The 23,889-nt window shown below is 67.4% G+C and carries 23 protein-coding genes, 1 tRNA gene and 1 pseudogene; 10 read left to right on the top strand and 15 right to left on the bottom strand.

Annotated features, from left to right (window positions below):
• Positions 1-69 precede the first annotated feature (69 nt).
• Positions 70-798, top strand: coding sequence for a queuosine precursor transporter (locus tag FND50_RS03100; protein ID WP_005248717.1), 729 nt, complete (start codon positions 70-72; stop codon positions 796-798).
• A gap of 43 nt (positions 799-841) precedes the next feature.
• Here FND50_RS03100 and tgt read toward each other — a convergent pair whose 3' ends face one another.
• Entirely contained in the window at positions 842-2,086 is a 1,245-nt protein-coding gene (gene tgt, locus FND50_RS03095) for a tRNA guanosine(34) transglycosylase Tgt (RefSeq protein ID WP_144284720.1), read from the bottom strand.
• A gap of 106 nt (positions 2,087-2,192) precedes the next feature.
• On the opposite strand from tgt, the gene FND50_RS03090 reads away from it, so the two are divergent.
• Both FND50_RS03090 and FND50_RS03085 read left to right on the top strand, forming a co-directional pair.
• Positions 2,193-3,881, top strand: a complete 1,689-nt coding sequence (locus FND50_RS03090; RefSeq protein ID WP_144284719.1) for a sulfatase-like hydrolase/transferase — start codon at positions 2,193-2,195, stop codon at positions 3,879-3,881.
• A 5-nt stretch (positions 3,882-3,886) separates the two neighbouring features.
• On the top strand, positions 3,887-5,128 hold the full coding sequence (locus FND50_RS03085; protein ID WP_144284718.1) for a hypothetical protein: 1,242 nt from the start codon (positions 3,887-3,889) through the stop codon (positions 5,126-5,128).
• Positions 5,129-5,170: 42 nt separating this feature from the next.
• On the opposite strand, the gene FND50_RS03080 is transcribed toward FND50_RS03085, so the two are convergent.
• The 4 genes from FND50_RS03080 to FND50_RS03065 all read right to left on the bottom strand — a co-directional run bounded on the left by FND50_RS03080 (position 5,171) and on the right by FND50_RS03065 (position 12,014).
• A complete protein-coding gene (locus tag FND50_RS03080; RefSeq protein WP_144284717.1) occupies positions 5,171-7,150 on the bottom strand; it encodes an ABC transporter ATP-binding protein in 1,980 nt (659 codons plus the stop codon).
• Positions 7,147-8,880, bottom strand: a complete 1,734-nt coding sequence (locus tag FND50_RS03075) for an ABC transporter ATP-binding protein (protein ID WP_144284716.1) — start codon at positions 8,878-8,880, stop codon at positions 7,147-7,149. The genes FND50_RS03080 and FND50_RS03075 overlap by 4 nt, the downstream gene beginning before the upstream one ends.
• A 126-nt stretch (positions 8,881-9,006) precedes the next feature.
• Complete coding sequence (locus tag FND50_RS03070) at positions 9,007-11,361, bottom strand: MMPL family transporter (protein WP_144284715.1); 2,355 nt, start codon at positions 11,359-11,361, stop codon at positions 9,007-9,009.
• A 50-nt stretch (positions 11,362-11,411) separates the two neighbouring features.
• Positions 11,412-12,014: a TetR/AcrR family transcriptional regulator gene (locus FND50_RS03065; protein WP_005253325.1), complete on the bottom strand. Its 603-nt coding sequence runs from the start codon at positions 12,012-12,014 to the stop codon at positions 11,412-11,414.
• 121 nt (positions 12,015-12,135) lie between these two features.
• Here FND50_RS03065 and FND50_RS03060 point away from each other — a divergent pair, with 121 nt between their 5' ends.
• From FND50_RS03060 to FND50_RS03040, 5 genes are all read left to right on the top strand, one after another.
• On the top strand, positions 12,136-12,951 hold the full coding sequence (locus tag FND50_RS03060) for a class I SAM-dependent methyltransferase (protein ID WP_144284714.1): 816 nt from the start codon (positions 12,136-12,138) through the stop codon (positions 12,949-12,951).
• Between the two features lie 136 nt (positions 12,952-13,087).
• Positions 13,088-14,161, top strand: a complete 1,074-nt coding sequence (locus tag FND50_RS03055; RefSeq protein WP_144284713.1) for an aromatic ring-hydroxylating dioxygenase subunit alpha — start codon at positions 13,088-13,090, stop codon at positions 14,159-14,161.
• A gap of 18 nt (positions 14,162-14,179) precedes the next feature.
• Positions 14,180-14,395, top strand: a complete 216-nt coding sequence (locus FND50_RS03050; RefSeq protein ID WP_144288961.1) for a hypothetical protein — start codon at positions 14,180-14,182, stop codon at positions 14,393-14,395.
• A 15-nt stretch (positions 14,396-14,410) separates the two neighbouring features.
• Positions 14,411-15,370 carry a PDR/VanB family oxidoreductase gene (locus FND50_RS03045; protein ID WP_144284712.1) on the top strand — a complete coding sequence of 320 codons (960 nt, stop codon included), beginning with the start codon at positions 14,411-14,413 and terminating at the stop codon, positions 15,368-15,370.
• 15 nt (positions 15,371-15,385) lie between these two features.
• The gene (locus tag FND50_RS03040; RefSeq protein ID WP_005561607.1) at positions 15,386-16,138 is read left to right on the top strand and encodes an IclR family transcriptional regulator; all 753 of its coding nucleotides are present in this window, start codon (positions 15,386-15,388) and stop codon (positions 16,136-16,138) included.
• Here the strand turns inward: FND50_RS03040 and FND50_RS03035 are convergent.
• Together FND50_RS03035 and FND50_RS03030 are read right to left on the bottom strand one after the other, a co-directional pair.
• Positions 16,104-16,601: an Rrf2 family transcriptional regulator gene (locus FND50_RS03035; protein WP_005248742.1), complete on the bottom strand. Its 498-nt coding sequence runs from the start codon at positions 16,599-16,601 to the stop codon at positions 16,104-16,106. The two genes, FND50_RS03040 and FND50_RS03035, sit on opposite strands and share 35 nt — an antisense overlap.
• A gap of 37 nt (positions 16,602-16,638) precedes the next feature.
• Entirely contained in the window at positions 16,639-17,055 is a 417-nt protein-coding gene (locus FND50_RS03030) for a VOC family protein (protein WP_144284711.1), read from the bottom strand.
• Positions 17,056-17,220: 165 nt separating this feature from the next.
• Between FND50_RS03030 and FND50_RS03025 the strand changes: the two genes are divergently transcribed.
• Positions 17,221-18,189, top strand: a complete 969-nt coding sequence (locus FND50_RS03025; RefSeq protein ID WP_144284710.1) for a sterol desaturase family protein — start codon at positions 17,221-17,223, stop codon at positions 18,187-18,189.
• On the opposite strand, the gene FND50_RS03020 is transcribed toward FND50_RS03025, so the two are convergent.
• The 6 genes and pseudogenes from FND50_RS03020 to FND50_RS02995 all read right to left on the bottom strand — a co-directional run bounded on the left by FND50_RS03020 (position 18,121) and on the right by FND50_RS02995 (position 21,088).
• Positions 18,121-18,804: a YceI family protein gene (locus FND50_RS03020; RefSeq protein ID WP_005561610.1), complete on the bottom strand. Its 684-nt coding sequence runs from the start codon at positions 18,802-18,804 to the stop codon at positions 18,121-18,123. The two genes, FND50_RS03025 and FND50_RS03020, sit on opposite strands and share 69 nt — an antisense overlap.
• A gap of 69 nt (positions 18,805-18,873) precedes the next feature.
• Positions 18,874-19,508, bottom strand: a pseudogene (locus FND50_RS03015) (SDR family NAD(P)-dependent oxidoreductase).
• A 95-nt stretch (positions 19,509-19,603) separates the two neighbouring features.
• A tRNA-Ser gene (locus tag FND50_RS03010) sits at positions 19,604-19,694 on the bottom strand.
• Between the two features lie 55 nt (positions 19,695-19,749).
• A complete protein-coding gene (locus FND50_RS03005) occupies positions 19,750-19,941 on the bottom strand; it encodes a CsbD family protein (RefSeq protein ID WP_005561211.1) in 192 nt (63 codons plus the stop codon).
• 138 nt (positions 19,942-20,079) lie between these two features.
• Positions 20,080-20,538 (bottom strand): nucleoside deaminase, encoded by a 459-nt coding sequence (locus FND50_RS03000; protein WP_005561213.1) that lies wholly within the window; start codon positions 20,536-20,538, stop codon positions 20,080-20,082.
• 10 nt (positions 20,539-20,548) lie between these two features.
• On the bottom strand, positions 20,549-21,088 hold the full coding sequence (locus FND50_RS02995; protein ID WP_144284709.1) for a tRNA adenosine deaminase-associated protein: 540 nt from the start codon (positions 21,086-21,088) through the stop codon (positions 20,549-20,551).
• A 49-nt stretch (positions 21,089-21,137) separates the two neighbouring features.
• Between FND50_RS02995 and FND50_RS02990 the strand changes: the two genes are divergently transcribed.
• Positions 21,138-22,106: a prephenate dehydrogenase gene (locus FND50_RS02990; RefSeq protein ID WP_144284708.1), complete on the top strand. Its 969-nt coding sequence runs from the start codon at positions 21,138-21,140 to the stop codon at positions 22,104-22,106.
• 49 nt (positions 22,107-22,155) lie between these two features.
• Here the strand turns inward: FND50_RS02990 and FND50_RS02985 are convergent, their stop codons facing one another.
• On the bottom strand, positions 22,156-22,743 hold the full coding sequence (locus FND50_RS02985) for a putative glycolipid-binding domain-containing protein (RefSeq protein WP_005248751.1): 588 nt from the start codon (positions 22,741-22,743) through the stop codon (positions 22,156-22,158).
• Complete coding sequence (locus tag FND50_RS02980) at positions 22,740-23,852, bottom strand: hypothetical protein (protein ID WP_144288960.1); 1,113 nt, start codon at positions 23,850-23,852, stop codon at positions 22,740-22,742. Before FND50_RS02980 ends, FND50_RS02985 begins: the two co-directional genes overlap by 4 nt.
• Positions 23,853-23,889: the final 37 nt, after the last annotated feature.

Here is a 23,889-nt window from a genome sequence, read left to right as displayed (position 1 = left end):
ATCGGACAAAAGGTACGTTCACCCGTTCCTGATTCGCGCCCTTCCCCGTGCAGGTGCTTGGATTGCGGCGTGACAGCCTCAGATCAGCAGACCAAACCAGACGACCACGCGACGTTCGCGCACGTCAGCCGGGGGTACTACCCCACGTTCGTCGCCCTTTTCACCGCGACGCTGCTGATCTCGAATATCTGCGCGACGAAGGGCGTCGCATTCTTCGCCGATTCGTCGCTGACCATCGGACCGCTGCAGATCCTGCCCGTCATCACCGACGGCGGCTTCTTCCTGTTCCCGCTGGCCTACATTCTCGGCGACGTCCTCAGCGAGGTGTACGGGTTCAAGTCGACCCGTCGCGCTATCTACCTGGGCTTCGGCGCCCTGATCCTGGCCGCGTTCTGCTTCTGGCTCCTCATCGAGCTGCCGTCCGCCGACTTCTACGAGAACCAGGAAGCGCTGCGGTCCGTCGTCGGCGTCTACCCGCGTCTGCTGCTCGCCGGGCTGGCCGGTTACCTCGTCGGGCAGATGCTGAACTCGGTGACGCTGGTCCTGATCAAGGAGCGCACCAAGGAGAAGCACCTGTGGGCGCGGCTCATCGGTTCCACCATCGTCGGTGAGTTCGCCGACACCCTGATCTTCTGCTCCATCGCCGCAGGCGCGATCGGCATCAGCACGTGGAGCGATTTCGTCAACTACGTGATCGTCGGCTTCCTGTGGAAGACCCTCGTCGAGGTACTGGTCATGCCGATCACGTACCGCGTCATCGCCTACGTGAAGAAGCGCGAACCCACCTACCAGCTCTGACCCCCACGTGAGTGGGAAAGTGTGCCCGAGGACGCTTTCCCACTCACGTGCGGTAGAAGCGACCCAGGGTGTCGGCCTTGAACTCGTCGAAGTAGCCGCCTTCGATGCTGGCGCGGATCTGATCGACCAACCGGACGGTGAAGCGTTCGTTGTGGATGGTGCACAGCGTGGACGCCAGCATTTCCTTCGCCTTGAACAAATGGTGAATGTAGGCGCTGGTGTAATTCGCGCAGGTGTAGCAATCGCAGTTCTCGTCGATGGGCGTGAAGTCACGACGGAAGCGGCTGGTGTTGATGTTGAACCGGCCGTCCGGGTGGTAGATCGCGGCGTTGCGCGCGACCCGCGACGGATTCACGCAGTCGAACGTGTCGGCGCCGTTCTCGATAGCCACGAAGAAGTCATCCGGCTCGCTGATGCCGAGCATGTGCCGCGGCTTGTGCTCGGGAAGCTCCTCGTTGCACCACCGGACGATGGTGCCCAGGTTCTGCTTCTCGAGCGCCCCGCCGATGCCGTACCCGTCGAAACCGCGGCCACTCTCCCCCGTGATCGACTCCAGCCCCCGGCACGCCTGCTTCCGCAGGTCCTCGTACTGCGCGCCCTGGACGACCCCGAACAGCGCCTGGTACGGGCGATGGGAACGCTCGGCGGTCAACTTCTCGTGCTCGGCGATGCAGCGCACCGCCCACGCCTGCGTCCGCTCCACCGACTGCTCCTGGTATCCGCGGGTGTTCAGCAGTGTGGTGAGCTCGTCGAACGCGAACATGATGTCGGCGCCGAGCTGGTGCTGGATCTGCATCGACACCTCGGGGGTGAACCGGTGCCGCGATCCGTCCAGGTGCGATTTGAACGTGACACCGTCGTCGTCGACGGTCGCGAGGCGTTCCTTGCCCTTCGCGATGACGTCGTCGGAGCGCACCCCGACGGCTTCCATCGCGAGGACCTTCTTGAACCCGACGCCCAGCGACATGACCTGGAATCCGCCGCTGTCGGTGAACGTCGGGCCGTCCCAGTTCATGAACTTGCCCAGACCGCCGGCCTCGTCGACGATGTCCGGCCCGGGCTGCAGATACAGGTGGTACGCGTTGGCGAGCAGCGACTGCGCGCCCAGCTCCTTCATGCTCTCCGGCAGCACCGCCTTGACGGTGGCCTTGGTGCCGACGGCCACGAACGACGGCGTCGCGATGTCGCCGTGCGGGGTGTGAATTGTTCCGGTGCGGCCCAGCTGCCCGTCGAGTCGGGTGCCGACGGTGAAGAACGGATCGGGCGGGGTCGGGACTACGGCATTCACGGGTGTATCCAATCACGGTCGACATTTCCGGCGACACATCACTACTTCGTTCGAAAGTGGGTACAGACAGGGAGACGATCCCAGCCCTTCGACCGGAGGAACCGCCATGAGCGACGAGAAGGCCGGCCATCGGATCGACAGGAGAACGTTTCTCTCGGGTGCGGCGGTCGCCGGCGGGGTGACTGTGATGTCGGGCCTCTTCGACCGTCGGGCGGACGCCTCGGAGAAGCCGCTGCACCGTCAGCCCAGCACTTACGTGCAGCCCAACATCGTGTTCATCGTCGTCGACGAGATGCGGTTTCCCCAGGTCTTTCCGGCGGGAATTACCACTGCCGACCAGTTCCTGCAGCGGTTCATGCCCAACCTCTACAGGCTGTGGGCGCCCGGGGTGAAATTCACGCAGCACTACACGGCCGGGGTGGCATGCAGCCCCGGCCGTGCGTGTTTCGTCACCGGTCTCTATCCGCTGCAGAACTGGATGCTGCAGACGCGGACCGGCAATCGGGCCTCCCCCGTCCCGTCGCCCGCGATGGGAAGAGACTTTCCGACGTACGGCAAACTGCTGCGGCAGGCGGGCTACGTCACGCCGTACGTCGGGAAGTGGCATCTGTCGCCGTCCCCCGACGAGGACTCCGGGCTCGCCCCCGGCTACCTCGAGGAGTACGGGTTCGACGGACTGACCATGCCCGACATCATCGGAATGAACGGTGAGGGATTCGAATTCGACGGGCACATCGCCGACCAGGCCGCGGCGTGGTTGTCGACGCGGAAGCCCGGGGACGGCCCGTTCTGCCTCACGGCGAGCTTCGTCAATCCCCACGACCAGCAGTTCTTCTGGGCCGGAACGGAAGCGGAACGGTATCAGTCGCTGTACGCGAACAACGTTCCCCCGCTGAGCCCCGCCCGGGCCTGGTCGGTGACCACCGCCGAGAGCGACCCTCCGCGGCTGGGTTATCCGTCCGTGCCGCCCAACTGGGAACCCGAGAAGGCGCTGCAGTCGAAGCCGAGCACCCAGGTGTTCGCCCGGGAGTTCCAGGCCCTGGTGTGGGGCGGCGTCACCGACGACATCCAGAATCTGTCGAACTACTACCTCCAGCCCTACGGTCAGGGCACCGATCCCGACCGACACATCGCGTTCGCCCCGTACACGTACTGGGAGCGGGCCCTGGACAGTTACACCAACGTGCTGTCGATGGTCGATCACCACATCGGCACGGTGATCAACTCGCTGCCGGAAGACGTCGCGGCGAACACCGTCTTCGTCATGACGTCCGATCACGGCGAATACGCCGGGGCGCACGGCTTCGTCGCAGGCAAACTGTCCACCGCCTACGACGAGGCGTTCCACATCCCGCTGATCGTCGCCGACCCGACCGGGCGATTCACCGGCGACACCGACACCCCGCGCGGCCAGCTCACGTCGAGCGTCGACGTGGTGCCGCTGCTCGCGACGCTCGGTCACGGCGACCGGAACTGGATGTCCGGGGACCTGTTCGCCACCTATGCCGAACGCGTCGACCTCCTGCCGTTGCTGCGGAGCAACGCCGCGGCCGGTCGCGACCACGTCGTCCTCGCCACCAACGAGCACGCACCGCAGGGGGTCAACTGGAACAACTCCCCCACCCACATCTACGTGCTGCGCACCCCCGAGGCGAAGGTCGCGGTGTATTCGAAGTGGTTGGGACCCACCGCCTACGTCGACCCCGCCTCGTTCCAGTACGAGTTCTACGACTACGCCACCGAACGCGGCCGGGAGGGCATCGACAAGCTGACCGCGTTCGGGGAGGTGTTCTGACAGCTATGACCGGGAAAGTCGTTGCCGCCGTGCTGGTTCTGCTGCTGTGGTCCGGTGGCGCCTCCCTCGCGTCCGCGGCGCCCCCACCGACCGCGCAGTGCGCGTGGCAGTTCATGTCCGACTCGACCGTGCTCGACGTCGCCTTCCCCGACGCCAACGCGACGTACTGGGTGCTGCCCTACGCGTTGGGGCCGGGTGACACCATCGAACTCAGCGGCAGCTACCCGGCTGCCCGCTACTTCTCACTCAACACGTACGGGACGAACTTCGACACCGTCGACACGTTGCGCGACAACCAGATCGGACCCGACCCCGGCAGCGGAAACCCGTTCGCCGACGCCGCCGCCGGTGCCCTGCCCGCCACGCAGAAGCGCTGGCACGCGACGGTCGTGACCGGACCGGCAGACCACTCCCGCAACCAGATTCAGGCCCTGCCCGCCGGGGCCGACGCGCAGTCGGTACCCGTCGGTTTCCTCATCATCCGGGTGTACGTGCCCGACGACCCGGCATCTCCGACCGGCGGCGTTCCACTACCCGACGTGACACTGACGTTCGGGGGCCGGACGTCGCCGGTGCCGACCTGCGGATCCGCATTCGATCCCTCCGCCTACGACAACGGCCCACTCGGACAGGCCGCCGAGGCCGCATTCGACCAGATCATCGCCGGCGCGGCGTCCGGCGCGTTCCCCGGCAACGTGCCCGAGGCGACGTTCGTGAACCCCGCGAGCACGTCGGGCCTGTTTCCCAACGGCGACAACAAATATGTCGGGGCGGGGCTGACGTATCAGCCCGGACGCATCGTCGTCGTGCAGGGCCGGGCGCCGACGTTCCCCGACACCCGTGCCGGCCAACCCGTCACGGCACCCGGCCGGCAGGTCCGGTACTGGTCGATGTGCCAGAACGATCAGGTGACGCCGTACCCGGTCGTCGCGTGTGCCGCCGACTTCCAGACACGCACCGACGGTGCAGGCAACTACACGTACGTCGTCGCCGCACCGCAGGACGTCCCCGCCCGCGCCGCGTCCGACCCGACCGTCACCGTCATCCCCTGGGGCTCCACCGACGTCGCGAAGAAGGTGCTGTTCCTGCGGTACATGCTGCCGTCCGACGCCTTCTACCCGCAGTCGGTGCAGGCGTCGCAGAACAATCACACCGACCCCGCCACCACGATGGGTCCGTACTATCCCCGCGCCGCCTACTGCGACACCGCCGCCTTCGAAGCCGGAGGCAGCACTGCGTGCCTGTGAGTACTTGTTAACCGCCGGCGGTTAACAAGTACTCACAGGTCGTCAGACATCGGCGCCGACGAACTGGCTGTTGTAGAGGCGGTAGTACGCGCCGCGGGTGAGAAGCAGGTCGTCGTGGCTGCCCTGCTCGACGATGCGACCGTCCTCCATGACGACGATGAGGTCGGCGTCGCGGATGGTCGACAACCTGTGTGCGATCACGAAACTCGTGCGATCGCTGCGCAGGACCGCCGTCGCGTGCTGCACCAGCAACTCGGTGCGGGTGTCGACGGAACTGGTCGCCTCGTCGAGGATCAGGATCGACGGCTGCGAGATGAACGCGCGGGCAATGGTGATCAACTGCTTCTCACCGGCACTGATGTTGCTGCCCTCTTCGTCGATGACGGTGTCGTAACCGTCGGGCAGCGAGTGGACGAACCGGTCGACGTAGCTGATCCGCGCGGCCGCCTGGATCTCCTCCTCGGTGGCGTCGGGACGTCCGTACGCGATGTTGTCGCGGATGGTGCCGCCGAACAACCACGCGTCCTGCAGCACCATGCCGATGCGGGACCGCAGGTCGTCGCGCGGCATCTCGGCGATGTCGACGCCGTCGAGGAGGATCTTGCCACCGTCGAGTTCGTAGAACCGCAGGATCAGGTTGACGAGTGTGGTCTTGCCGGCGCCGGTGGGCCCGACGATGGCGACCATCTGACCGGGTTCCGCCACCAGCGACAGGTTCTCGATCAGCGGCTTCTCCGGCGAGTAGCTGAACGACACGTCCGAGAACTCCACCCGACCGAACGTATGGACGCGACCCGCATCACGGGGCTCCGCCGGTGTGGGAGCTTCGGTGAGGTCGCGCTCCTCCTCGTCCTCGTCGAGGATGGCGAACACCCGCTCGGCGGACGCCACACCCGACTGCATGAGGTTGACCATCGCCCCGATCTGGGTGAGGGGCTGGGTGAACTGGCGCGAGTACTGGATGAACGCCTGCACGTCGCCGAGGCTCATCGTGCCGGACGCCACCCGCATGCCGCCGAGCACGGCGATGGCCACGAAATTGAGGTTTCCGAGGAACATGATCGCGGGCATGATCAGACCCGAGATGAACTGCGCCCGGTAGCTGGCCTGGTAGAGCGCCTCGTTCTGCTCCTCGAAGCGGGCCTCCACCTCACGGCTGCGGCCGAACACGGTGACCAGTTCGTGGCCCGTGTACGCCTCCTCCACGTGAGAGTTGAGCGCTCCCGTCGACTTCCACTGCGACACGAAGTGGGTCTTGGACCGTTTCGCAATCTGCGCCGTCACGAGGATCGACAGCGGCACCGTCAGCACCGCGATCAACGCGAGCAGCGGCGAGATGACGATCATCATCACGAGGATGCCGATCACCGTCATCGCCGACACGATCAGCTGGCTCATCGTCTGCTGCAACGACTGCGAGACGTTGTCGATGTCGTTGGTGACCCGGCTCAGCAGGTCGCCGCGGGAGTGGGAGTCGAAGTAACGCAGCGGAAGTCGGTGGATCTTCCGTTCGACCTCGGCGCGCAGGTTCTTCACGACGCCCTGCACGATGATGTTCAGCAGGAAACCCGACAGCCACATGAACACCGACGACCCCAGGTACAGGGCCAGCACGATCGCCAGCACCCGGCCGAGTGCACTGAAATCGATACCGACACCGGGCACGACGGCCATGCCGGAAACCATGTCGGCGAACGTGTTCTGCCCGTCGGCCCGCAGTGCGGCGACGGCCTGATCCTTCGACATCCCGGCGGGCAACTGCGCGCCGATGATGCCATCGAAGATCAGGTTCGTGCCCTGACCGAGCATGCGCGGCGCGATCGAGGTGAGCACCACCGACACGGCGGCGACCAGGAGAACGATGCCGACGGCGATCCGGTGGGGACGCAGCCGCCTCAGCAGCCGCTTGGTGGACGGCCACAGGTCGTTCGGCTTGGACCCCGGGGCGCCCGGAGCGACCGGCCCCGGAATACGCGGGCCGGCGGGCCGTTCGGCAGTGGTGGTGGTTGCGCGATCGCTCATAGTGCTTCCTGGACCGATCGTTGGGATTCGACGATCTCGACGTAACACGGACACGTCTCGAGCAGTTGGTCGTGCGTGCCGATTCCGACCACCGCGCCGTCCTCGAGGACCACGATCTGCTCGGCCTCCACGATCGTCGAGACGCGTTGGGCGACGACGATGACGCACGCGTCCGAGGTCTCGGGTTTGAGCGCCGCACGCAGCCGGGCGTCGGTGGTGAGGTCGAGGGCGGAGAAGGAGTCGTCGAACAGGTAGATCGACGGGCGACGGACCAGTGCCCGCGCAATGGCGAGTCGCTGTCGCTGACCGCCGGACACGGTCGTGCCGCCCTGTGCGATCGGGGTGTCGAGACCCTCGGGCATCGCGCGGACGAAATCGGCGGCCTGCGCGATCTCCAGAGCCCGCCACAGTTCGCCGTCGGTGGCATCGGGTTTGCCGTACCGGAGGTTGGTGGCGACGGTGCCCGAGAACAGGTACGGCCGCTGCGGAACGAGTCCGATGCCGGACCGCAGGACGTCGAGGTCGATGCGACGCACATCCGTGTCGGACACGGTGACCGAACCCGACGTGGCGTCGATGAGACGCGGGATCAGCGACAGCAGCGTCGTCTTGCCGGAGCCGGTGCCGCCGATGATCGCCGTGGTCTTGCCCGGTTCGGCGCGGAAGCTGATGTCGCGCAACACCGGTTCGTCGGCGCCGGGGAACTTGAACTGGGCGTCGCGCAGTTCCACCGCACCGGGGTTCTCCAGCACGGTGACCGCATCGACCGGCGGCACGACGGTGGAATTCGTGGCGAGCACCTCGCCGATGCGTTCGGCGCAGACGGTGGCGCGGGGGGCCATCATCGCGATGAACGACGCCATCATCACCGACATCAGGATCTGCATGATGTAGCTGAGCATCGCGGTCAGCGAGCCGACCTGCATGGTGCCGCTGTTGATTTCGTGGCCGCCGAACCAGATGACGGCGACACTGGTGATGTTCGCGATGACCATCACGAGGGGGAACATCACCGCCGTCAGCCTGCCGACCCGCAGGGCGGTCTGGGTGAGCTGCTCGTTCGCGTCGCCGAACCGCGCCACCTCGGAGCGCTCACGGACGAACGCCCGCACCACCCGGATACCGGTGATCTGCTCACGCAGCACCCGGTTGACCCCGTCGATGCGGGTCTGCATCTCCCGGAACGCGGGCACCATCCGCGAGATCACGAACCCCATGGACAGCGCGAGAACCGGCACGGTGACCGCCAGGATCCAGGCGAGCCCGGCGTCCTCCCGAATCGACATCACGACACCGCCGACGCACATGATCGGCGCCATCACCAGGATCGTGCAGCTCATCACGACGAGCATCTGCACCTGCTGCACGTCGTTGGTGTTGCGGGTGATCAGGGACGGCGCGCCGAAGCGGCCGAATTCGCGGGACGAGAAGCTCCCGACCTGATGCATCACGGCGCGGCGTACGTCGCGCCCGAAACCCATTGCGGCACGGGCGCCGAAGAACACCGAACCGATCGAGCAGATGATCTGCACGACGGTGACGAGCAGCATCATGAGGCCCGTGGACAGGATGTACCCGGTGTCGCCCTTGGTGACGCCGTTGTCGATGAGATCGGCGTTCAGGCTGGGCAGGTACAGGGCGGCCGCGGTCGCGACGAGCTGGAACAGGACGACCGCCGTGAGCTCCCGCTTGTACGGGCGGAGGTACGTGGTGAGCAGGGCATTCAACATGGGCAGCGATCCTGGCGGGTCATCATTATGCCCGAAGGTTACCAACAGAAACGACCGCAGGCCCGCGGATTTTCGGGGGCCTACGGCCCCGTGAGTGGTTGACGAGTCCAGAGACTCCTCAACCACTCACGGGCGCGAAGCGCCTACTAGCGGTTCGTCAGCGTCGTGCAGGACTTTCTTCAGCTTCTCGCCCTCGATGTCGACGTTGGGTAGGATCTTGTCCAGCCACTTCGGCAGCCACCACGCCTTGTCGCCGAGCAGTGCCATCACGGACGGGATGATCACCATGCGCACGACGAAGGCGTCGAAGAACACGGCCGCCGCCAGGGCGAAGCCGATCGACTTGATGAACGAGTTCGGCTCGGCGATGAACGCCGCGAACACCGAAATCATGATGACCGCGGCGGCGCTGACCACCCGGGCACCGTGGTTGAAGCCGACGGTGACGGCCTGCTTCGCGGTCGCGCCGTGGACGTATTCCTCCCGCATCCGGGTCACCAGGAACACCTGGTAGTCCATCGCGAGACCGAACACGACACCGATCAGGAAAATCGGCATGAAGCTGACGATCGGCTGCGGGTTGGAGATGATGCCGCCCCAGCCCTCCTGGAACACCGCGACCGTGACACCGAAAGTGGCCGCGACGCTGAGGAGGAAGCCGAGCGTGGCCGTCAGCGGCACGAGCACCGAGCGGAACACGAGCAGCAGCAGGAGGAAGGCCAGGCCCACGACCACCGCGAGGTACGGGATCAGCGCGTCCTGCAGCGTCTCGGACACGTCGCCTTCGAGCGCGGTCTGCCCGGTGACGCCGTAGTTGACGCCGATCGAATCGTGCAGACCTGCCTCCGCACCGCGGATGTTGTTCACCAGGTCCATCGTCGCCGGATCGCTGGGGGCACTACTCGGCGTCACCAGGATCTGCGCGGTGTCACCGGCCTTGTTCACGCCGACGACCTGCGCGTTGGACACGTCGTCCTGCGCGGTGATGGTCTTCACGACCTCACCGAACGCCTCCGACGGCGTGCCGGTGGTGACGTCCTTGGCGTCGACGACGACGAGCAGCGGACCGTTCTTGCCGGGGCCGAAGCCTTCGCTCACGAGGTCGTAGGCCTGCCGGGAGCTGGTGGCGGGGTCGCCGGTGCCCTCGCTGGGCAGGGCCAGGCTCAGGCCGGCCGCGGGGATGGCGAGAGCCCCGAGCACCACGACTCCGGCGATCAGCGGAATCGCGGGACGGCGGACCACGGCGCTGATGTACCGCAGGGCGAGGCTCGGCTTGCCCTCGTCGTCCTCGAGGTCGCGACTGCTGAGGAACGGGATCTTGCCTGCGAACGCCTTCTTCCCGAACAGCCCGAGGATCGCGGGCAGGAGCGTCAACGCGATCGAGACGGCGATGAACACCGTGAACGCGGCGGCCGCACCCATGTCGGAGAGGAACGGGATCCCGACGACGCGCAGCGCGATCAGAGCGATGATTACCGTGAGACCGGCGAATACCACGGCGGAACCGGCGGTGCCGACGGCACGTCCGGCCGCTTCCGAGCGGTCGTCCGTGAGGGTGAGTTCGTGCCGGAACCGGGACACGATGAACAGCGAGTAGTCGATGGCGACGGCCAGGCCGATCATGATGGCCAGCGTGGGTGTCATCGAGCTGAGGTCGGTGAAGCCGGTGGCGACGGTGATCCCGAGGCTGCCGATCATGATGCCGATGATCGCGGTGATCAACGGCAGACCCGCGGCGACCAGAGAACCGAACGTCAGCGCGAGCACGACAGCGGCCACGCCGATACCGACCAGCTCGGTGGCGCCGCCGGGCGGTTCGGCTTCGTTGGCGGCGGAACCACTGATCTCGACGGTCAGTCCGGCGTTGCGGCCTGCGTCGGCAGCGGCCGAGATCTGGTCACGCAGAGCCTGGTCGACGTCGCCCATGCTGCCCTTGAACGGCACCTCGACGTAGCCGACGGTCTTGTCGGCGTTGAGCGGGGACAGCGCCTGCGCGTTCGCGACGGCGGCCTCTTCACCGATTCCCTTGTCGGCCGCGGACGACTTCGCCATCTCGACGAGCTGCTCGTTCGCCGTGACGGGGTTGACCAGCGCCTTCGCGGCGTCGGCGCCCGAGGCGGTGGCGGGATCGACCTTGGCGGCGTCCTGGACCTGGTCGATGCCGCGCACCTTGGCGAGCACCGCGTCCATCGCCTGCCGACTCTGCTCGCTCTCGAGGGTCTGCCCCTCGGGAGCGGCGAACACATAACGCGCGCTGACGGCGTTCATCGGGTCGCTGCCCGCGGCCTCGGGGAACCGTTCGGCCATCAGGTCCTGCGCCTGCTGCGCGGGGGTGCCCGGGATGGAGAACGAGTCCTTCGTGGGCCCGGACAGTGTTGCCGCCCCGACGCCCATGAGGACCAGGATCACCAACCAGACGCTGAGGACCGCACCTTTTCGCCGGTAGGCGAATCTGCCGATCCGATAGAGATAGGTGGCCACGAGAGGCTCCTTCTGAGTCGGTGGAACGAAGAATGATTCGGGGCAGCCGGCTACGGCTGCGGGATTCCCTGACGGAGTTGGCGCATGGCGTCGCGGACCAGTTCCTCGGGTCCGCTCGCGCCGGACTTGCCGCTCATCCACAGGTCGAGCGACGCCTTGCACGCCGATCCGACCGCCAGGTGCAGCAGGTTGGGGTAGAGGTCGGTGTCGATGTTCGTGCCCGTGCGTTCGGCGATCACTTCACCGACCAGACGGGTGACGCGCAGGTGCACTTCGAGTTTCTTCGCGAGCAGCGCGGGGCTGGTCTCGACGAGTTCCATCATCACCGCGGTCTCTTCGAGCGGTTTCGCCGGATCGGTGACGATCTGGACCACCACGTGCTCGAGGGAATCCCAGATCGGCTCGTCCTCGGGACGGGCGCGGAGCAGGTCCACCCAGTCGTGGACGGACTGCTCGAAGTGCGCGAGTACCGCCTCCTCCTTGCTGGAGAAGTAGTTGTGGAACGTCCGAGTCGAGACTCCCGCCTCGGACGCGATGGCGTCGGCGGTGACACATTCGATGCCCAGCGCGCGGGCCAGGCGTGCGGCGGCGCCGCTGAGGGCTGCGCGCGTGGCGGCCTTCTTGCGGTCCCGCAGTCCGATTTCCGAAATCACTACTCCAACGGTACAGAACTTGCAGAGCTCTGCAAATTTGCGTGACAGTGCAACTTTTATGTTCTTGCCCACAGCCCGCGCGGCACTGTGTCGGGAGTCACCGCGGCGTTACGGTGGATCCATGTCCGATCCGACGGCGCCGCTGTCGTTCCGGGCGGACGAGATCGACCGCGCCGCCCTGGACCAACTCGCCGCCGTCCTCGACCTGCAGGCCGCGCGCCCGGGAATCCGGCGACTGCGCGAGTGGTCGCTCGCTGCCCTGCAGGTGCAGCCGGGCGAGAGCGCCCTCGACATCGGATCGGGCACGGGATCGGAGACGCGGGCACTCGCCGCCGCGGTCACCGCGTCGGGTCGCGCGATCGGACTCGATCCCAATCCCGGCATGGCCCTCCTCGCACGGGAGCGGACCGAGGAGGAGGACGCGGCGGCGCAGTTCGTGATCGGCGACGCCTACTCGCTGCCGTTTCCCGACAACCGCCTCGACGTCGTGCGGTGCGAGCGGGTGTTCCAGCACCTGAGCGAGCCGGACCGCGCGGCGGCGGAAGTGGCCCGCGTGCTGCGGCCCGGCGGGCGCGGCGTCATCGTCGACAGCGACTGGGGCACGGCGATCATGCACCCCGGAGATCCCGAGATCCTGCAACGGATCATGGACGTGATGCTGTCGCACACCGCGAACCCGCACTCCGGACGGCTACTCCCGGGACAGCTCACCTCCGCCGGGCTCGTCGTCGAGGACATCGGCACGGAGGCGCTGATCCAGGATCCGGGCGATGTGACCGGCCCGCTCGTCCAGATGATGACGGCCGCCGCGATCGCCGAGGGGGCGATCACCGACGCGCAGAGCGCCGAGCTGCTGGACCAGCTGAACGCCGCCGCCCGCAGCGGCGACTTCCACATGTCGGTGACGATGTTCGCCTACCTCGTCCACAAGCCCTGACGAAACCCTTCCGACATTCGGAAACCGAGTGTGGTGGATCACCTCCGGTGCCGCACAGTGGTGGAGACGACGCTGACGCCCCACCGAGTCCGGTGTCACGAATAGCGCAGCAGCCCAGCATATTTCGGAGGCCCCCATGTCCACGATCGCCCGCAACCAGTGGTACGTCGCAGCGTACGGCCGTGAGGTCGGACGCGAGCTGTTCTCGCGCACCATCTGCGAGGAGCCGATCCTGTTCTGGCGGACCGAGGCCGGCGAGGCCGTCGCGATGAGCGACCGGTGCGTGCACCGCCGGTACCCGCTGTCCGAGGCGCCGAGCCGACTCGACGGCGACAAGGTGGTCTGCGGCTACCACGGATTCACCTACGGCAGCGACGGCGGCTGCGTGTTCGTGCCCGGCCAGGCGCGCGTTCCCCGCACCGCCCGGCTGAAGTCGTATCAGGTGGTCGAGCAGGACTCGTTCGTGTGGGTCTGGATCGCCGACCCACAAAACCCCGAGCAGGGCGATCCCACCCGCATCCCCCGCGCACCGTGGATGGACTCCCCCGACTACACCGTGGTCAGCGGTATGGAACCGATCGACTGCAACTACGGCCTGCTCGTCGACAACCTGATGGACCTGTCGCACGAGACGTACCTGCACGGCGGCTACATCGGCACCCCCGAGGTGGCGGAAACCCCGATCACCACGGAGATCGACGAGGACCGGAACGTCATCTACGTGTCCCGGCACATGGACGACGCCGAGTGCCCGCCGTTCTACTCCAAGTCCACCGGCATCGAGGGACGCATCACCCGCTGGCAGGACATCGAGTACACGCCGCCGTGCCTGTACCTGCTGCACAGCCGCATCGCCCCGATCGGCGCACCGCTGCCCGGCGACGACGGCTCCGACCCGCACGCGTTCCACAGCGAGATCGTGTACGCGATCACCCCGTCGACGGAGAATTCCACCCTCGACTTCTGGGCCGTGGCCCGCGACTTCGCGCTCGGCGACGACGCCGTCACGACGTTCCTGGCGGAGAACAACCGGACCGTCGTGATGCAGGACGTCGTGGCGCTGAACGTCCTGCAGAAGGCGCTCGACACGGAAAAGGACGGCTACCAGGAGCTGTCGATCAACATCGACGCCGGTGGCCTCGGCGCACGCCGGATCCTGAAGAAGCTGGTCGACGCGCCGCAGGCCGTCACGGCAGCGGCGGTGGGCTGAGCCGTGGAACCGACCAGGATGCTCCGCGGCGCCAACGTGATGCGCATCGTCTGGCTTCCGGGCTCGGACCTGCTCGAGGGCGAGTGCCACTGCGGCGCGCGCCACGTCGCGGAAGAACCCGCCACCCTCTGGGAGTGGTTGCTCGCCCACCCCGAGGGACACCACCCCGCCGATCCGCCGGTGCCTGCCACGCCACTGCCCGCGGCGCCGGGATCCGCTCCCGTTCCCGTCTGACCCGGAGAAACCGCCATGCCTACCCCACCCGAAACCGTGCTCGAGCTGGAGCTGACCACCAGGACCACCGGCGCCGACGGCGTCGTCGTCCTGGAGTTCCGCGACCCGTCCGGCGCCGACCTGCCCGCGTGGACGCCGGGTGCGCACATCGATCTCGTGCTGACGCCGGAGCTCACCCGCCAGTACTCGCTGTGCGGCGACCCGGCCGACACCGGGACCTGGCGCGTCGCCGTGCTGCGGGAGGCGATGGGGCGCGGCGGTTCGCAGTTCGTGCACGACAAGCTGAGCGAGGGCGACCGCGTCACGGTCCGGGGACCCCGCAACCATTTCGAGCTCGCGCCGTCACCGCGGTACGTGTTCGTCGCGGGCGGCATCGGGATCACGCCGATCCTCACCATGGCGCACGCAGCGGAGAACGCCGGCGCCGACTGGACCCTGGTCTACGGCGGGCGCAGCCGCAGTTCGATGGCGTTCGCCGACGCACTCGCCGAGCGGTTCGGCGACCGGGTGGTGGTGCACCCCGAGGACGAGCACGGCCTCATCGACCTACCGGGACTGCTCGGCGACGTCCGGGACAACACCCTCGTGTACTGCTGCGGGCCCGCGCCGCTGCTCGACGCCGTCACCGGTCACTGTGACAGCTGGCCGTCCGGCGCGCTGCACATCGAGCGCTTCGCGGCCAAGGATCTCGAGGAGCCGGTCCGCGCCGAGGGGTTCGAGGTGGAGCTGACTCTGAGTGGCAAAACCGTCACGGTGGCACCCGAGCAGTCGATCCTGCAGGCCGTCACCGCCGCCGGCGTCCAGGTGCTGTCGTCCTGCGAGGAAGGGACCTGCGGAACCTGCGAGACGGCCGTGCTCGGCGGTACTGTCGATCACCGGGATTCCCTGCTCACCGCGGACGAGCAGGCCGCCAACGACACCATGATGATCTGCGTCTCGCGTGCGAGCTGTCCACGTCTGACGCTGGAACTGTGAGACGGAGAACGAGCAATGGCGATCACCGGATCGGTGACCATTCGCTCGTTGCGGCTCCTCGAGCTCTTCACCCCCGCGTCCCCGCGGCTGACCCTCAGCGATCTGTCGCGGAAGTCGGGGTACCCGCTGAGCACCGTGCACCGGCTGACCAGCGACCTCATCGAATGGGGCGCCCTCGAACGTGACAGCAGCGGCCGCTTCACGGTCGGGCTCAAGCTGTGGGAGATCGCGTCGCTCGCACCGCGCGGCACGATGCTGCGCGAACTGGCGATGCCGGTGATGGAGGACCTGTCGCAGATCACGCGGGAGAACGTACAGCTCGGCATCGCCGAGGGCACCGAGGTCGTGTTCGTCGAACGCATCGCCGGCCAGAAGGCCGTGCCCGTCCAGACCCGCGTCGGCGGCAGGTTCCCGCTGACGGCGTCCGGCATCGGCCTGGCCCTGCTCGCCTACATGCCCGCCGACGTGCAGGAGCAGGTGCTGAGCGGGCCGATCGAGAAGTTCACCGAACGGACCGTCACCGACCCCGTCGTGCTGCGGCGGACGCTCGCCGAGATCCGCCGATCCGAGGTCGCGATCAGTGATCGCCAGGTGACCATGGACGCGGTCTCCGTCGCGGCACCGATCTTCGAGCGTCCCGGAGCGGCGGTCGCGGCCGTGTCGCTGGTGGTCTCGGCGGAGAACGCGTCACTGAACGCGCTGGTCCCGCTGGTGCGTGCGGCCGGCCGGACGATCAGCCGCGCGCTGCGCCCTCGTCAGCCGTCGTAGCCGGACGGGTGCGACGCTCCCAGGCCCCCGGATCGGATGTCAGCGTGGTGAGGAAACCCGGCAGCTGCTCGTTCGCCACGTCCGCCAGGCTCACGTTCTCGAGCACGGCCCGCAGGTTCACCCGTACCGCGATCCACACGTCCTGCAGTTTGGCGGCCGGCCCGCAGTAGTCGACGTCCTCGGGACGCTCACCCCGCACCGACGCGAGCGGACCCTCGACGGTCCGGATGACGTCGGCGATCGTGATGTCCTCGGCGGGGCGGGCCAGCCAGTAGCCGCCGTCGGGTCCGCGCCTGCTGTTGACCAGTCCCCCACGCCGGAGGTCGGCGAGGACGGCTTCGAGGAACTTGTGCGGAATGGTCTGCGACTGTGCCAGGAACTCGGCCTTGGACGGGGACGGCCCGGCAGCGGCCAGTTCGATCAGCGTCCGCACGGCGTAGTCCACCTTTGCGGTGATGTGCACACCGAATTCCTACCATCCGAGTATGAAAACGGGCAACTCACGCTTCGCCGCGCGCACCCAGAATGTCCAGGTAATGCGGGTTGTACATGACGCCGAGGATGTTGCCGAACGGGTCCACGACGGACGCGGTGACGAATCCCGACTCACGTTCGGTGCGCGGCTCGTGCTCTTTCGCGCCCATCGACAGCAGCTTCTCGACGGCGGCGGTCACGTCGTCGACGTGCCAGAACACCACCACGCCGGACGGGCCGTCCGCGGCGCCGTGCGGGGCGCATCGACGGTCGATGATGCCGAGCTCGTGCTGGTAGTCGCCGATCCGGTATTCGATGTACGCAGGGTTCTCGGAGTCGGGGCGTTGGAAGTAGGGGGTGATGCCGAGCACGGCGCTGTACCACTCGCGGGCCGCCGGGATGTCGTCGGCGAAGAGACTGACGGTGGTGAGTCCTCGCAACATGACGAGTCCTTTCGACTGATCCGGTTCCTGCTGACGGGATCCATTCTTCGCCGCAAAGTGCGCACCCGATGAGCACTTTGTTTTGCTCTTCGAATCGAGGCGGATAGTGATGCGTGTCACTCCGAGGTACATTGAACTGGACGATCGTCTTGTGGAGGAAGCAGCATGTGGGAGACCGTGACGTCGGCGTGGAATTCGGCGCTGCTGACGCCCCTGCACGAGCCGGTGACGCTGGCCATCCCGGCGTTCGTGCTGTTCCTCGCCATCGAATGGTTCGCGGCCCGGCACCTCGAGGACGCGACGTTCGACCCCGACGGACGGTCCCGCCCGGTGCGCGGAGGCTACGAGCGCCGCGACGCGCGGGCGAGCGTGTCGATGGGCGCCGTGTCCATCCTGACGACCACGTTCTGGAAGCTGCTGGCCCTGATCGGGTACTCCGCCATCTGGGTGTACCTCGCGCCGTGGCACCTACCCGCGGACGCCTGGTACACGTGGGCGATCCTCATCCTCGGCGTCGATGGGCTGTTCTACGCGTATCACCGGATGGCGCACCGCATCCGCCTGATCTGGGCCACCCACCAGGCGCACCATTCGAGCGAGTACTTCAACTTCTCGACCGCGCTCCGCCAGAAGTGGAACAACAGCGCCGAGATCGTGATGTGGATTCCGTTGCCGCTGATCGGCGTTCCGCCGTGGATGGTGTTCATCGGATTCTCCGTGAACCTCGTCTACCAATTCTTCGTCCACACCGAGCACATCGGCACGCTGCCCCGGCCCATCGAGTTCGTGTTCAACACCCCCTCTCATCACCGCGTCCACCACGGCTGCGACCCCGAATACCTCGACCGCAACTACGCCGGCATCCTCATCGTGTGGGACCGGATGTTCGGCACGTTCCAACCCGAAACCCACCGCCCCACCTACGGACTCACGAAACCGGTGGGCACCTACAACATCTGGAAACTGCAGACCCGCGAATACGCCGCCATCGTCCGGGACTGGCGCCGGGCGTCGTCGTGGCGCGACAAGCTCGGCTACGTGTTCGGGCCGCCCGGCTGGGCGCCGTCAGGAACGCGCGAAGCTGACCAAGAAGTCGACCGTGCCGTTGCCGTCCACGGTCACGAAGCCCAGTGACGGCGGCGTCACCCCGAAGTCCGTCCAGGTCACCGGGATACTGCCCGAGGCGATGAGGTCGTCGCCTGAACGCAGCACATCGATGTCGACGGACACCGGACGCGACTGCCCCTTGAGCGTCAGCGTGCCCTGGGCCGTGACCGTTCCCACGGAACCGTCCGCAGGCAGCCCCGACAGATCGACCGGGGAATCGACCGTGAACGTGGCGGTCGGGAACGTGCCGGTGTCCATCACGTTGCCGCGGAACTGGTTGTCACGGCGGGACTGATCGGTTGCGATCGTCGCCACCTGCACGGTCACCTCGCCCGCGGTGAGTTTCTCGCCCTCGACGGTCGCGTTGCCGGTCACGTCGCCGGTCGACCCGACCACCGTGACGCTGGCGCCGTTGAGGATCTCGTGGACGGTGTACCCCGCCGCCGTCTGGTTGGAGCCCTGACCCGGCGTGACGGTCCACTGTCCGTCGACCGATCCGGTGGCCGCCTCCGCGCCCTCGGTCGACACCGAGGCCGCCGGCGCGTCGTCCTCCGCGATGAATTGGCCGTAGAACCACGGTCCCACCAGCACCGCGATCACGACGATGACAACTGCGCCGACCAACCACCACAGCTTCTTCATGAGATCACGCTAATTGCAGCTTCAATGGATGTCACTCGCTACGACCTGCGAGAGTGCTGTGAACGTCGGTCACGGGACGATGGAATCGATGTAACCGCCGTCCACCCGCACCGCCGCGCCGGTGGTCGCCGACGCCTGCGCCGAACTGAGGTAGACAACCATGTTCGCGATCTCCTCCGGCTCGATGAGTCGCTGCAGCAACGACTGCGGCCGGTACGTCCTCATGAACTCGCGCTGCGCCTCGTCCCACGGCAGGTCCGCGTCGAGCAGGCTGTAGATGAAATCCTCCACACCGCCCGTGTGGGTGGGGCCGGCGAGAACGAGTTGACCGTGACCCCCGTCCCCGCCGTCTCTTTCGCGAAGCCGCGCGAGACCGCCAGCAGCGCCGTCTTCGACATCCCGTAATGGATCATCTCGGCGGGAATGACGATCGCGGAGTCACTGGCGATGTCGAGGACCCGGCCCCACGACCGTTCGACCATGCCGGGCAGGACCAGACGTGTCAGCCGGATCGCGGACAGCACATTCACCTCGAAGTAGCGGCGCCACTCGTCGTCGTCGATCGCCGCACCCACGGACTTCTCGGTGCGGCCGTTGATCGCCACCCGTGCGCCGGAGCGGGCGAGACCCGCTGCGATCGCGGCGCCGATGCCCTGCGTCGATCCGGTGACCAGCGCCGTCCTGCCCGTCGAGTCGATGCGCATGTCGCCTGCCCCCTTCCCTCCAGGACACGCTAACGAACATCCCCGGCACGGATATACAAAAAAACTCCCCACCTGCGTGTGCAGGTGGGGAGCTCTGGCGGTGGCGGAGGGATTTGAACCCTCGGACGGGGGTTACCCGTCACACGCTTTCGAGGCGTGCTCCTTAGGCCGCTCGGACACGCCACCGCCGGTGACTTTACCGGATGTGGCGCCCGAGCCCGAAATCGCCAGGTGAAACCGTTTAAGTCAGCTTGTCCTTGACGTTCTTGGCGGCGTCCTTGACCTTCTCGCCGGCATCCTTCACCGCCGAGGACGCCTGGTCTGCCTTGCCCTCGTCGCGCAGGTCCGGATCGCCCGTGGCTTTGCCGGTGGCTTCCTTCGCCTGGCCCTTGAGGTCTTCCGCCTTGTTCGAAGCTTTGTCTGCGATTCCCACGAGATACCTCCGTGAATCCGATTTCGAACCCGGGGACGGGTCCGGCGGCGCCTCGTCAGCGCCTGTCTCCAGAGAAGCACGGGTCATGCGGACCCGGCCACAGTGTGTCGAGTACCCCACGAAAGAGTTTGAAACCGGTCAGCGCCGTTCACGGAAGAAGTCTTCGAGGATGCCGGCGCATTCGTCCTCGAGAACACCGCCCCTGACCTGCGGGCGGTGCGTGAGGCGGCGGTCGCGGACCACATCCCACAACGAGCCGACGGCGCCGGTCTTCGGCTCCCACGCCCCGAACACCACCCGGGAGATCCGGGCCAGCACGAGCGCGCCCGCGCACATCGTGCACGGCTCCAGCGTCACCGCGAGCGTCGCCCCCTCGAGGCGCCACCCGTCGCCGTACACCCGCGCAGCGGCCCGCAACGCGATGATCTCCGCGTGGGCCGTCGGATCCGACATCGCCTCCCGCGAGTTCACGGCCCGCGACACCTCGACACCGTCGGCGTCGAACACCACCGCACCCACGGGCACGTCGGCGTCGGTGGCGGCCCGGGCCGCCTCGATCGCCGCGCGGATCATCCGCTCGTCGTCCTGAAGAGTCACGGCGCGGGAACTACCGGGGAAGCTTGTCGAGAACCCCGGCCAGCTCCGTGGTGAACCCGAGCCGCTGCGCGATCATCCCGAGCTGCTCGTCGGGATACAGGTCCGACTCGGACGTGATGACAGCCAGAACGGGTTCAGGCAGACCGAGGTCCGCGAGCAACGACAGGTCGCCTTCCTCCCACGGCTCGATGTCGTCGAGTTCGTCCGGGTCGATGTCCGGGACCTCGACGTTGAGCGCCTCGAGGACGTCGGCGGCGATATCGTAGTCGAGGGCCGCGGTGGCGTCGGACAGCAGCAGACGCGTTCCCGACGGCGCAGGCCGGAGCACGACGAAGAATTCGTCGTCCACGTCCAGCAGACCGAAGAACGCGCCCGCGCTACGAAGGGCCCGAAGCTCCTCCTCCGCGACGCTGAGACTGGTCAGAGCAGCCGAAGTGAGGGCCTTGACCTTCCACCGGCCGTCCTCGTGTACTACCGCGACACCGAAGCCCTCCAGATCCTCTGCCCGATCCGAGGAGGCGCTGTTGTTTTCCGCGCGCTGTGCACCCATGAGCGCAACGGTAGCCCGCGGGGTGCCGGTAAATGAAGTCCGCACTCGAATGTGCCAACCTGTTCGGGTGTCTGATACCCCTTCCGCACCTCCGGTGTGCGTGCTCGGCCTGGGCTTGATCGGCGGTTCACTGCTGCGTGCGGCGGTCCGGGCGGGCCGCGAGGCGTGGGGTCACAACCGATCCGCGCCGTCCGTCGACGCCGCCCGGGCGGACGGCTTCGACGCCGACACCGACCTGGTCGCGGTGCTCCAGCGTGCGTCGGCCGCGTCGGCGCTGATCGTGATCGCGGTCCCCGTGCCCGCCGTCGCCGCCACCCTCACCGCGATCGCCCTGTACGCACCGAACTGCTCGATCACCGACGTAGTCAGCGTCAAGGCGGAGGTCGCGGCGGCGGCAGCCCGTCAGGGCCTCGCCGACCGCTACGTGGGCGGGCACCCCATGGCGGGAACGTCGGCGTCCGGGTGGAGCGTCGGCAGCGCCGACCTGTTCCGGGAAGCCGTGTGGGTGGTCGGCACCGACGACGGCGCCGACCCCGCCATCTGGACGCAGGTCGCGCAACTCGCGTTGGACTGCGGTTCCGTCGTCGTGCCCGCCGAGTCCGCCGAACACGACCGGGCGGTCGCGCGCATCTCGCACCTGCCGCACCTACTGGCCGAGACCCTCGCGATCACCGGTGCTCGCGGCGGACCGCTCGCCCTGGGCCTGGCGGCCGGCTCGTTCCGCGACGGCACCCGCGTGGCAGGCAGCGCGCCCGGCCTCGTCCGGGCCATGTGCGAGGGCAACCGGGACGCCCTGCTGATCGCCCTGGACGAGGCGCTGGTACTGCTGCAGGACGCGCGGACCGAACTGGCGGACCAGTCGTCGGCGGCGACACTCGTCGAGGCCGGCCACACCGCTCGCCTGACATACGACAACCAGGAGACGTGGGAGATCACCGGCATCGTTCCCGGCCGCGCAGGCTGGATCGACGACATGCGTGATGCGGGTCGGCGGGGAGGGCGGCTCCGCCGCCTGTGAGCCGTTCTGGTTGCCGGAGCTACCAAAAAGGCGCACGGGTGCGGAGCGCCTAAATCCGTTCGGCCAGGCCCGGGTAGTCGATGATGAACCCGTCGCGGTCGACGGTCACCGAGGAACTCGACACCGGCGACAGCACGTGAATGCCGTCCGGACCGCTGCTGTAGGTGAGGATCGCGCCCTCGACCCGCAGGTCCAGAAGGTTCACGTAGACGACGGGTACCTCGACGTCCTCGGACCCGAGGTGCAGTCCGTACCGCCGGATGGGCAGGGCGTTGAAGAACGGGCTGAGCACCATGTCGACGTCGAGGGCGCCATCGAACGTGGACCGCTGGTGGTTGGCGCCGTGCTCCACCATCCACGTGCCCTCTTCGTCCCGGCTGATCGACATCTGCCGTTCACCGGCCGCGACGGACGTCCGCAGTGACAGCCGGCGGGTGACGCCGCTTTCGTCCGTGACGAGGTCGTAGGACGCGCTGAACGCCGGATGCTCAGGGCACTCGCCGCCGATGATCCGTCCTGCTGCCTTGATGCGGTCGCCATTGAGCTGGACGCGCACCGATTCCATTCGGGGTGCGTTGTCCGCCCGCCACGTCAGTACTGCGGGCCAGGTCGAGGCACCGGAGGCTTGGATGCTCACCTGTCTACGGTAAGCGACGACGGCTCCCGGGGTGGCAACGGGCCGAGTTTCGTTGCAGCAGAGTTGTCGAGACTCAGTGCCCGGGCTCGTTCCGTGACCGCGATGCGCGACGAGAAGACGACGAGGGCGCCGAGTCCGACCGCCACGTTCAACAGCGCCCCGAACTCCTGGGCGACGAAGTCGAACACCTCGGTGAGCAGCACCGTGACCAGGGCCGCGGCCCGCAGGAACTGCAACGGCCACAGCTTCCCGTTCCGCAGTCGCACGATGGCCGACCAGCACAGGACGAACGCGATCGCGGACCCGGTGAGCTGGCCGACCGTCGTGATGTCCGTTCCCTCGTCGCCGCGGAGGTCGTCGTCGAGCGTGATCACCGCACTGAGCAGTCCCAGGGTGGAGAACAGGGTGAGGAGCACGGCCGCCATCCAGAGCATCCCGGGACCCTTCGCGAAGGCAGGGGTCGCGCGGCGGGCCAGCTCCCGGGCCGTGGGCACGGTCCGGCCGTTCCGGTCCGGGCAGTGGGTGAGCAGATCCCGGACGGACGTCAGCGTCGCCTCGTCCGCGCCGGCGGCGGCCGCCCGGCGCAGCTGCGCCAGCGCCTGCTCCCGGCGTGCGCGGTCGAGCCCACGGTCCAGGCCGCCCAGGGCGATGGCGGCGGCGTTGGCGACGTCCTCCGTCGGGGTCGGCGGCCGGACGTCGTGCAGCGACCGGTTGACCAGCAGCAACACGACGATCACCACGTACATGATCGCGACGGACGGCCGATAGAAGTAGTCGTTGGACTTGGTGACGAACTTGCCGATCTCGTCGAGGAACAACCCGAACCCGATGCCGCCGATCACGACGCCCAGGACGCGCGGTTTCATCCCCAGGAACGAGAACACGGTCACCAGCGCCACGACCATGCCGAGTCCGCCCCACAGGACGTGCGCGATGTGCAACGAGGAACCCCCGACCTGCGGGTAACCGGTGAGATGAAGGTAGGCGCGGGTGAGCAGGATCGTGACGATCCCGATGATGACGAACGCTTCGACGAGGCCGCTGCCCTGGGCGTCGCGCAGGAGGTGCGGCCGGTTCCGGAAACCCGAGATCCGGAAACCCGAGATCATGGCGCCTCCCTGTGCTCCCACCTACAGGAAGTCTATG

Origin of the sequence: Rhodococcus sp. WB9 (genome assembly GCF_007558985.1) — a bacterium.
In the GTDB taxonomy this organism is placed as follows: domain Bacteria; phylum Actinomycetota; class Actinomycetes; order Mycobacteriales; family Mycobacteriaceae; genus Rhodococcus_F; species Rhodococcus_F opacus.
This window is presented reverse-complemented; position numbering and strand designations above follow the sequence as displayed.

Excerpts from the sequence above, each read along its gene's own strand:
- FND50_RS03090 (WP_144284719.1), top strand. The coding sequence starts at position 2,193 with ATGAGCGACGAGAAGGCCGGCCATCGGATCGACAGGAGAACGTTTCTC.
- FND50_RS03085 (WP_144284718.1), top strand. The coding sequence starts at position 3,887 with ATGACCGGGAAAGTCGTTGCCGCCGTGCTGGTTCTGCTGCTGTGGTCC.
- FND50_RS03080 (WP_144284717.1), bottom strand. The coding sequence starts at position 7,150 with ATGAGCGATCGCGCAACCACCACCACTGCCGAACGGCCCGCCGGCCCG.
- FND50_RS03075 (WP_144284716.1), bottom strand. The coding sequence starts at position 8,880 with ATGTTGAATGCCCTGCTCACCACGTACCTCCGCCCGTACAAGCGGGAG.
- FND50_RS03060 (WP_144284714.1), top strand. The coding sequence starts at position 12,136 with ATGTCCGATCCGACGGCGCCGCTGTCGTTCCGGGCGGACGAGATCGAC.
- FND50_RS03055 (WP_144284713.1), top strand. The coding sequence starts at position 13,088 with ATGTCCACGATCGCCCGCAACCAGTGGTACGTCGCAGCGTACGGCCGT.
- FND50_RS03050 (WP_144288961.1), top strand. The coding sequence starts at position 14,180 with ATGCTCCGCGGCGCCAACGTGATGCGCATCGTCTGGCTTCCGGGCTCG.
- FND50_RS03045 (WP_144284712.1), top strand. The coding sequence starts at position 14,411 with ATGCCTACCCCACCCGAAACCGTGCTCGAGCTGGAGCTGACCACCAGG.
- FND50_RS03040 (WP_005561607.1), top strand. The coding sequence starts at position 15,386 with ATGGCGATCACCGGATCGGTGACCATTCGCTCGTTGCGGCTCCTCGAG.
- FND50_RS03030 (WP_144284711.1), bottom strand. The coding sequence starts at position 17,055 with ATGTTGCGAGGACTCACCACCGTCAGTCTCTTCGCCGACGACATCCCG.
- FND50_RS03025 (WP_144284710.1), top strand. The coding sequence starts at position 17,221 with ATGTGGGAGACCGTGACGTCGGCGTGGAATTCGGCGCTGCTGACGCCC.
- FND50_RS03020 (WP_005561610.1), bottom strand. The coding sequence starts at position 18,804 with ATGAAGAAGCTGTGGTGGTTGGTCGGCGCAGTTGTCATCGTCGTGATC.
- FND50_RS02995 (WP_144284709.1), bottom strand. The coding sequence starts at position 21,088 with ATGGGTGCACAGCGCGCGGAAAACAACAGCGCCTCCTCGGATCGGGCA.
- FND50_RS02990 (WP_144284708.1), top strand. The coding sequence starts at position 21,138 with ATGTGCCAACCTGTTCGGGTGTCTGATACCCCTTCCGCACCTCCGGTG.
- FND50_RS02980 (WP_144288960.1), bottom strand. The coding sequence starts at position 23,852 with ATGATCTCGGGTTTCCGGATCTCGGGTTTCCGGAACCGGCCGCACCTC.